General features: G+C 51.0%; 9 protein-coding genes and 1 pseudogene. 7 read left to right on the top strand and 3 right to left on the bottom strand.

What is annotated here, in order from left to right; genetic code table 11:
* A partial coding sequence (locus tag WBP50_RS06855) for a peptidase U32 family protein (protein ID WP_423932698.1) occupies positions 1–235 on the bottom strand: 235 nt, incomplete at its 3' end.
* 116 nt (positions 236–351) lie between these two features.
* Between WBP50_RS06855 and WBP50_RS06850 the strand changes: the two are divergent.
* The 3 genes and pseudogenes from WBP50_RS06850 to WBP50_RS06840 all read left to right on the top strand — a co-directional run.
* Positions 352–492 (top strand): annotated as a pseudogene (locus WBP50_RS06850) (four helix bundle suffix domain-containing protein); the annotation flags it as partial.
* An 86-nt stretch (positions 493–578) separates the two neighbouring features.
* A complete protein-coding gene (locus tag WBP50_RS06845) occupies positions 579–1,352 on the top strand; it encodes a hypothetical protein (RefSeq protein ID WP_423932696.1) in 774 nt (257 codons plus the stop codon).
* Positions 1,349–2,149 carry a TrmH family RNA methyltransferase gene (locus WBP50_RS06840; protein WP_423932693.1) on the top strand — a complete coding sequence of 267 codons (801 nt, stop codon included), beginning with the start codon at positions 1,349–1,351 and terminating at the stop codon, positions 2,147–2,149. The genes WBP50_RS06845 and WBP50_RS06840 overlap by 4 nt, the downstream gene beginning before the upstream one ends.
* Before the next feature lie 247 nt (positions 2,150–2,396).
* On the opposite strand, the gene WBP50_RS06835 is transcribed toward WBP50_RS06840, so the two are convergent.
* Together WBP50_RS06835 and WBP50_RS06830 are read right to left on the bottom strand one after the other, a co-directional pair.
* Entirely contained in the window at positions 2,397–3,809 is a 1,413-nt protein-coding gene (locus tag WBP50_RS06835; protein ID WP_423932690.1) for a GumC family protein, read from the bottom strand.
* Positions 3,810–3,877: 68 nt separating this feature from the next.
* A complete protein-coding gene (locus WBP50_RS06830) occupies positions 3,878–4,420 on the bottom strand; it encodes a polysaccharide biosynthesis/export family protein (protein WP_423932688.1) in 543 nt (180 codons plus the stop codon).
* 540 nt (positions 4,421–4,960) lie between these two features.
* Here WBP50_RS06830 and WBP50_RS06825 point away from each other — a divergent pair.
* From WBP50_RS06825 to WBP50_RS06810, 4 genes are all read left to right on the top strand, one after another.
* The gene (locus WBP50_RS06825) at positions 4,961–6,121 is read left to right on the top strand and encodes an MraY family glycosyltransferase (protein ID WP_423932687.1); all 1,161 of its coding nucleotides are present in this window, start codon (positions 4,961–4,963) and stop codon (positions 6,119–6,121) included.
* A gap of 133 nt (positions 6,122–6,254) precedes the next feature.
* Positions 6,255–7,295 (top strand): GDP-mannose 4,6-dehydratase, encoded by a 1,041-nt coding sequence (gmd, locus tag WBP50_RS06820; protein WP_423932684.1) that lies wholly within the window; start codon positions 6,255–6,257, stop codon positions 7,293–7,295.
* An 83-nt stretch (positions 7,296–7,378) separates the two neighbouring features.
* Complete coding sequence (locus WBP50_RS06815) at positions 7,379–7,912, top strand: GNAT family N-acetyltransferase (RefSeq protein ID WP_423932681.1); 534 nt, start codon at positions 7,379–7,381, stop codon at positions 7,910–7,912.
* A 53-nt stretch (positions 7,913–7,965) separates the two neighbouring features.
* Complete coding sequence (locus WBP50_RS06810; protein ID WP_423932700.1) at positions 7,966–9,054, top strand: GDP-L-fucose synthase family protein; 1,089 nt, start codon at positions 7,966–7,968, stop codon at positions 9,052–9,054.
* Positions 9,055–9,118 lie beyond the last annotated feature (64 nt).

Raw genomic sequence — 9,118 nt, 5'->3', positions numbered from 1 at the left:
CCGCTATCTCGTTATCGTAGATCAGCGTATTGAGCGCAAGGTACGACTTCGCTCCATGTTCGCTGCAGGCTTTGGCAACTTCGGGCAACTCCTCCGGAGTGAAGCTGCGGCTCGACGCGCGCATGTTGTACCCTTCGGCGCCGAAGTACACCGCGTCGGCTCCCGCCTGCAGGGCAGTGCGGAGGCAGGTCCAGTCGCCTGCCGGGGAGATGAGTTCTATGGCGTTGTTCTGCATGCTGTGGTGTTGAATTTAGGGGATAATAGCAAAATGATCGGGGTTATTGTAACTTTTGAGGAGTAAGAAGTGGATGGGTCGGACAATATTCATCCACTTTTCAGGAAGTTGCAGCCAACGCGGCACTCACGCTCATTGCTGTGGCCTGCGCATTGCTTGATCGCCAGATTTCTGTGCTTGCGCAAGCGTTCGAAAGCGAAGGGGGATTCACCGGGAGACTGTACCGCGTGCGTTCTTCGCGTCTTCGCAACCAGTAGCCCCTTTCTGGAGATGTTGTGTTATTTTCCTGTATAACATGTACATTGATTGCATTACGGAAAGCATAAAACAAGGAAAACGGTCTATGGACGAACGCCTTACAGGGAAACTTCTCTTCACGTTCTCGGCCGCGCTGCTCCTGGCCGAACTGGCTATTGCGGCTTTTGGCGGTATGGACGCCGGCTGGATGCTGCTCGCGTTTTTCGTGTATGTCGGGTGTTCCGGCATGCTTTTCGCCGGCGGCATGATGCGCGAGGGCGACGGTTCGGCAATCGAATCGGTTTCCATGCGAAGGGCCCGCGCCATGCGTGAGGACGGGATGAAGGATCTTCTCGAAGGGTACGATGTCGATGAGGAGTTTCTCGGCAGGAGGAGCTCGAAGCCGAAAGCAGGGAGTGCCGGAGGCGGGCTTCCGCCTGTGCATCTCGAACAGGCGATACGGGCTCATGCCGATCTTTTCGGGGGGCTTGACAAACTGCATGAAGCGCTTGAACGGCTTGACGAGCAGGCTTTTCTGCAGCTTGCCCGTAAAGCCGATATCGAGGGTGTGAGCCGGGTCGAGGTTATGGAGAAAATCCGGGTGATGGCATCGGGCGAAAAGGATGACCTTTCCGAAAGCGTCTGCCGTTCGCTCGACGATACCATCAAGGCGTTCGCGCTCGATCGGGGCAGTTTCGACGATTATATCAAACGTTGCATGACCTCTCCGGATCGCAGCGACGATTCCGGCGATGACGGATTTTCCGTCGATCTCGATATCGCAGGGCTTTCGCAGGGCAGCAGCGCTCCGCCGACCGACTGGTCCCACGATCCGAAAGCCATTTTCGCCAAGCTTAAAAAGCCCGGAGCGAGACCGTGAGGCATTCCGGAGTGCAGCCCCTCGGAGGGGCGAAGTTCAAACTCTACTGTAAATTGCAGCAAAAAAAGTATCGCGACGGCGAAGGGCTTTTTCTTGCCGAAGGACTTCGTACGGTCAGGGAGCTGTGCGGCAGTATTCCTGACGGTAACATGCTTCAGGCGCTGCTTTTCAGGGAAGGAGAGCCGGAAGCTGCCGTTTTCGACCGGACTTTTCCCGGAAAGGTTTTTACGCTTACCCGGAAAGAGTGCGCCCGTCTTGCCGAGACCGCAACTCCTTCGGGGATTTTCGGCGTCTTCCGCCAGCAGCCAGCCTCAGCGTCCCGCTTTGCAGGCGGTGAAGGCAACTCCTTTCTTGTTGCGCTCGATGATGTGCAGGATCCCGGCAATGTGGGCACTATTCTGAGAACCGCAGCATGGTTCGGGGCCAGCGCCCTTATCTGCAGCACAGGTACGGCCGACCGATACAACCCCAAGGCGGTGCGCTCTTCGGCGGGCAGCATCTTTGCTTTTCCGCATTACGGGGTCGCCTCTCTTGAATCGGAACTGCGGAGGCTTGCCGATGAGGGTTTCTCTATTGTCACATCTTCGCTCGATGGCCGCGACTTCCGTGAGTTTGCCTCATGGCCGGAGAAACAGGTGCTGGTTATCGGCAACGAAGCCAACGGCGTCAGCCCTGCGGTGCAGGCCCTTTCGCACCGGCTCGTGAAAATACCCCATGCCGGAAAAACTCCCCGTGTCGAATCGCTCAATGCATCGGTTTCGGCGGCCATACTGATGGAGCGCATGGTGCTGAGGTAGGCTCGGGGCTTTTTCTCTTGTTTGTGTGTATTCTGTCGTGATGACGCTCGACAGGGATGCGTAGCTGTGTGGGGATACCTCATAACGCCCCGGCGCATTATGGTGGGGCTACCTGGAGGTGTTGAGGCAGCAGGCAGGATAGAGGGGGAATCAGTTGTTGCTGTTTTCGACGGCTGCCGGGAAGGAGTCGCCGGCCTGCATGTGGTCAGCAGGCCGATGGATGTTCACAGAGGCCCTCGATCCGGGGTTATGCCTTTTGTTTCGAAGAGCCGAACATGTCCAGAGCCAGGACCAGCCCCATACCGGCGAGAAGGCCGCCTATTATGCCGAGCAGCAGATACGTTTTCATATCGGGAGAGTCCTGGGCAGGAGGGGGCAGCGCTGGCGAAATGATCGCTATCCTTCCTGAATTCGACGCTACCTTGATGCGTGCTTCATCGAGTTTTTCTTTCAGGAACACAAGGGTCTTGTTGGCGACTTCAAGATCGAGCTTCAGCCGGGCATAGGTGATCTGTTTCTGCGGGAGCTGGTTCAACTGTTCCTGATACTGGTTTCTCAGTTTCAGGTATTCCTGTGCGCTGTTGTCAAGTTCGGCAAGCCGGATGCTTGTCTGCATTCTCGTTGCGATCTGGTCAAAGCGGTACTTCTTTGTGTTTTCCGTGCTGGCCAACTCCCCTGCTATTTTCTGTCGCGTGATCTTGTCGTATTCAACTTTCGCGGCGTTCAGCCTGCTCAACGCGATTTTTGTTTCAGGGTCATCAGCTCCCTTTTTCATGAAAAGGGCGATATAGTCGTTCTGTTTTTCCAGGATGTTCTTATGGATGGACCGCAACTGCGCGTTGATGCTCGCAGTCAGGTTCTGGCTGTAGAGCAGTTCTTCCTCGGACAGGCGGCTTCCCACGAACGCAAGCTGTTTTTTCAATATGTCGGCCTGTGCCTTGTTGTTGTTGTATTCGGTTTCTGCTTTGCCGAGTGCGTCCTGTATAGCCTCGACGTTTCCGTTTTCTTCGTAGATCTCCCGGTTTTCCATGAAGGATGCAAGTTGCTTCTCGATGGCGTTCACCTTGCTTCGCTGCTGTACGATCTGCTGCTCTATGGTTTTGCTGAGCGAGATGTCCTGGGATGCGCTCCATTCGTCGTCCTTAACCTGATAGGTTTTGCACAATGAATTGGTCAGCAGGGCGGCTTCGGTTGGGGAGGAACTCGATGTCGATACGTTGATCAGATTGGTACCCCTGACGCCCTCGGCGTTCACACTGCTCAGGAGCCTCAATGCAATGTCCCGGATTTCTTTTTCGGAAAGCGGAGCGTTTTTGCTCTTTTTGCCGAAAAGCTCAAGCGGCCGTTGCTGGTTGTCGCCATTCATCAGCGATCGGACTGTTTCGGCTGCGAGCGGATAGGATTTGAGCAGCTCGATGTCGGTTTGAAGGGTAGACTGGGCGTCGCCTGAGGTCTGTTCGCTGATCAGTTTATCCTTGTCGGGCGCCTTGACCATGATGACAGCCTGCGCGCTGTAGACGCGGGGCGTGATGTAGTAATAGCCGAAAGCTGCAGCGGTTGTGACCACCAACGTTGCAAGAATGATGAATTTTCCCTTCCACAGCTTCGGCAGCAATGCGCGGAAATCCGTTTCAGGCTTAACGGTTATCAGGTCGACCATAGAGGGGACTCCATTTTAATCGGTAAAATTAAATATAGACGTGCAAAGGGCGACGAAGCGGACTTCGATTATTTTGTTATTGCATAAACTGATGCAGCGGTCGCAATAATGCCTATAACCGTCGCAAAATCAATTCCTTTGCTTTTAGGGATGATGATGGTGTCGTTTGGCTGCAGGGCTATCAGCATCGACCGGTCACCGGTTTTGGCGTACCTGTCGAGATCGATCAAGTAGGTCATTTTGCCGTTCTCGTCAGGAAAGGAGCGGTTGATACGTATCTTTTTCATGTTTGCCTCGTTCGTCGGCCCCCCGGCAAGCGAGATCAGTGTCGAGATGTCGGCTCCTTCAGGGATGGTTACCTGGCCCGGACGTCCCACATTGCCCCATACGTTCACGTTCATGAGGATGTTGCCGCTTGCATCCGGGAAGTAGTTTGTCGTCTGGTATGGCGTAGACCCGTATCCCGTTGCTCCGGCGGATGGCTGTGTCGGCACGGGAGAACCGGTGGATTCGAATGGTGATGCCGCAATGGCTGTTATGGTGAATACGGGCATCATCAGAGCCTGAACGATGAGGATACTGGATACGACCCTTTTCAGTAAATTGTTCATAAACCGATTCCTTGCCGTTTTTGATGTAAAGTCTCGAACACTCCGCTTCAGGGCGGACTGTTACTTTAAACTTTCAAAGTTCAATGAAATTGATAGGGGCTGCAACACTAAATATAATAAAAAGGTCACTGTTTTCTTGTGCTCGAATATAATACAAATTCAGATGCGCCGGAATACCATTTTTCCTGATAGTGCAATTTTAGTGCAATTCATTGTCATAACAGTATGATACCGTTCAGCAGGTATCCGGTTGCTGTGTGTTTATGGGATGCGGGTATGTGCAAAGCGGCAACCTTGTTTATGGTGTCCGTATTGTCTCGATTTTTTACGGTGTGTCCTTGTTTGTCTTGAAATGAGACGGCCCGGATGTTCCGTTTTTCATCGTTCCGGAACTATCTCCGAAATGTTCTTTTTCGGAATGCAGCAGCATCGGGAATTGGTGGGATATTACGCTGTTTTGTGTTTTTGTCGGCATGGTATTTGCAGTGTAATTTGCATATAACTTTGCCGCTATACGGCGAAACCTAACAAGATTTCCCCATGTTCCACTACCTGCTGATTTTTTTTCTGGGCATCTTTCTCGCCGCACTTTCTGCGGTTGGACAGATGGCTTTCGGGGCCACCGGTGACTTGCAATGGAGCCATTTTCTGATGACCTCTTTCGAACATGCGAGGATTTACGTCGTATCTCTTTTCGTGGCACACATCTCGATTCTTGGTCTTTCGGCTTCGGCAGGCAGGCTCAAGCTGCTTGACATGCCCGACAACAATCGCAAGGTGCATACCGAAGCCAAACCTCTGGTCGGCGGACTTGGAATCATTGCAGGCGTACTTGTCGCCATGTTTCTTTTTTTCCCGATAGCAAAGTATATCAGCCTTATCATATCGATTGTTCTGATACTTTGCGTAGGCGTGCTCGATGATCGTTTTGACATCAGTTTCAAGTGGCGCTTTATCGTTCAGATTTTCGCGACAGTGATCACCATACACTATTTTCCGGGTATGAATCTCAGGTCTTTCGGTAATCTTCTGGGATTCGGGCCTATCGAGACCGGTCTGCTGGTTGTTCCCGTAACGATATTCTGTACGCTCGGCGTGATAAACGCCCTCAACATGATTGATGGCCTTGACGGTCTTGCCGGTACAACCGCTCTTCTTGCCTTTATTACCTTTGCAGGCCTGGCATGGCTGAACGGCATGAATGCCTTTATGCTGCTCAGTCTGGCGTTCGCCGGTGCGCTTGCAGCTTTTCTGCGGTTCAACTGGCATCCGTCCAAGCTGTTTATGGGCGATGCCGGGAGTATGACGCTCGGTTTTGTGCTTGCGTTTTTTGCCGTGCAGTTGACCCAGAGGCCGGACAGCGTGGTTTCGCCTGTAGCCGCTCTTATCGTGCTGGCCATTCCTGTAACGGATACGCTTACCGTTATGGCCAGGAGAATGATGAACGGAAAAAGTCCGTTCGAACCGGACAAGACCCATTTTCATCATATTCTCAGGGATATGGGGTTTGGTCACGTGGGTGTGGTCAGGATAATAATGAGTCTGTCAGCGCTTTTTTCGCTGCTGGCCATTGTTGGAACTATCCTTCATTTTCCTGATTATGTACTGTTTGGAGTGTTTGTCTGCTGGTTTGTTTTTTATTTTATTTCTTCTGGCTCCAAAGGCGGTCTTTTTTCAGGCATCGAGTTGCTGAAGAGTTAAAACCATCCCCAGGACGTTCGAGGGTCAGCAGAGAGGTTCGACGGATAGATGAATTTACTTTTACGGATAGCGTGATGATGATATGGTTGCCTATATTACGTGAGACTTGTCTATCTTAAATCCCCCTAATCTGATGAAGAAAAAAGCCCTTATTACAGGTATTACCGGACAGGACGGTTCATACCTTTCCGAATTGCTGCTTTCCAAAGGCTACGAAGTCCATGGTATCATACGCCGCAGCAGCAGCTTCAATACCGGACGAATCGACCATATCATTCATGACAGCGGGTACGAAGGGCAGTTCTTTTTTCATCATGGCGATCTCACCGATGCAAGCAACCTGAACCGTCTTCTTGAAAAAATCCAGCCCGATGAAATCTACAACCTTGCGGCACAAAGCCATGTAAAGGTTTCTTTCGATATTCCGGACTATACCGCACAGGTGGACGCTCTCGGTACGCTGCGTTTTCTTGACGCCATCAGGGAGACCCGTATCAAGACCCGTTTTTACCAGGCCTCGACCAGTGAACTGTTCGGGAAGGTGCAGGAAGTTCCCCAGACTGAAAAAACCCCGTTTTATCCCCGTTCTCCCTATGGCGTCGCCAAGTTGTACGGATACTGGATCATTGTGAACTACCGGGAGGCATACGGGCTTTATGCCTGCAACGGCATCCTCTTCAACCATGAGTCTCCCAGACGTGGGGAGACCTTTGTTACCCGCAAGATTACCCGTGCTGCAGCAAGAATAAAAGCCGGGTTACAGGAAAAACTGTTGCTTGGCAATCTGAATGCGAAACGCGACTGGGGTTTTGCGCCGGAATTTGTCGAGGGGATGTGGCGTATGCTTCAGCAGCCGGAACCGGATGATTACGTTCTGGCTACGGGAGAGACGCATACGGTGAGGGAGTTTGCTGACCTTACCTTCAAAGAACTTGACATCGAGCTGGATTGGGTTGGCAGCGCAGCTGATGAGCAGGGAATAGACAGAAGAACAGGTAACGTGCTGGTAGCCATCGATCCGGAATACTACCGTCCTACCGAGGTTGAATTACTTATCGGTAATCCTGCCAAAGCGAAGAAAATGCTTGGCTGGGAACCTGTAATAAAGTTCGAGGAGCTCGTTAAACTCATGGCCCGTTCTGACTGGGAGAAGGTACAGAGAAGGGGTTTCTGAATTCAGGAACGCTCTCAGTGTATCGTATGCGTTTTGTTTTCGTTAGATGAGTTTCTTGTGAGAAAATATTTGGGGAAGATTATATGGATAATATTGTCGGCAATATTACCAAACATGTCCGTTTTCGTCTTATAGATGCTGGAGATGCTGATTTTGTGCTTGATTTAAGGACAGACCCTGTCAAGAGTCGTTTTATTTCATTTACTGAAAATGATATCGATGCGCAAAAGAAGTGGATCGCTTCCTATAAAGAGAGGGAAAAGGAAGGGTTGGAGTATTATTTTATTATCGAGGATTACAAGTCAAAGAGGTATGGCACTCTCAGACTTTACGATTTCAGGGGCGATTCTTTTTGCTGGGGCAGCTGGCTGATGAAACAGGGGAGCCCTTATTATGTTGCGATAGAGTCTTCTTTCATGGCTTGTGAAATCGGTTTTTACCTGTTGGGTTTCTGTAAATCCCATGGTGATGTCAGAAAGGGCAACGATTCCGTGCTGAACTATCATCTCCATTTCGGAGGGGTTATCACGGGCGAGGATGAACTGAGTTATTATCTCGGCTATACGAGAGAACGGTACGAGGAGATTAAAAAAAAATGCATGCGCTTTTTTTGCTGATCCGTTTTTTTTGAATATCTGAACGGTATGAAATCATTTAATGAAATGATATGCTGAATCGTGACAGTGTCATTTATGTCGCAGGACATAATGGTATGGTAGGTTCGGCTCTCATGCGAAGGCTTGGGACATCGGGTTACACGAATCTGCTGATCGCAGGGAGGCGTGATCTCGATCTGACGGATCAGCGCGAGGTTTTTTCCTTCCTCAGGCATCACAGGCCAGATTATGTCGTTGTCGCTGCGGCAAAAGTGGGAGGTATCGTCGCCAACAACACCTACCGGGCCGAGTTCATTTACGAAAACCTCCAGATAGAGGCGAATCTTGTTCATGGTTCATATCTCGCAGGGGTTAGAAATCTGCTTTTTCTTGGCTCTTCGTGCATCTATCCGAAATTCGCTTCTCAGCCGATGCCGGAGGAGTGCCTGCTTACCGGGGAGCTCGAGTACACCAACGAGCCTTACGCCATCGCCAAAATAGCCGGCATAAAGCTCTGTGAAAGCTACAACCTGCAGTACGGCACGAATTATCTGTCGGTCATGCCGACCAACCTCTACGGCCTGAATGATAACTTTGACCTTGAAAAATCACACGTGCTTCCCGCCATGCTTCGCAAGTTCCATCTTGCAAAGTGCCTGATGGACAATAACTGGCCGGCAATCAGATTCGATCTCGACAAATACCCTGTGGAAAATATTGATGGCTCGGCTTCCGCTGAAGCTATTGCCGGTGTACTGGACAGGTACGGTGTTTCGCTCAGAGGCGACGGCGTATCGATGGTCAGGCTCTGGGGTACTGGAAAGCCGCGTCGAGAGTTCCTTTACAGCGATGACCTTGCCGATGCCTGTGTTTTCATCATGGAAAATGTCTCGTTTTCCGATTTATGTGGTGAACGCTCGGCGGAAGTGCGCAATACCCATATCAATATCGGCACAGGAGAGGATATTTCGATTGGCGATCTTGCCGCTATGATCATGCGAGTTACCGGCTTTACTGGCGTTTTCAGCTTCGACGCATCGAAACCTGATGGAACCCCCAGAAAGTTGCAGGATGTGGAAAAACTCAGCCGGCTCGGCTGGCGGTATACTGTTGCTCTTGAAGATGGGATTGGCAGAATGTACAAAGATTACGGTTCCTTGTGACCATGCAGACAGAGATTGTAAAGCATATGAAAAAAAGGTTGCCCAAGCTGATCGATTTGCCTAA

It is taken from the genome of Chlorobium sp., from assembly GCF_049593655.1.
Taxonomy (GTDB): domain Bacteria; phylum Bacteroidota; class Chlorobiia; order Chlorobiales; family Chlorobiaceae; genus Chlorobium.
This window is presented reverse-complemented; position numbering and strand designations above follow the sequence as displayed.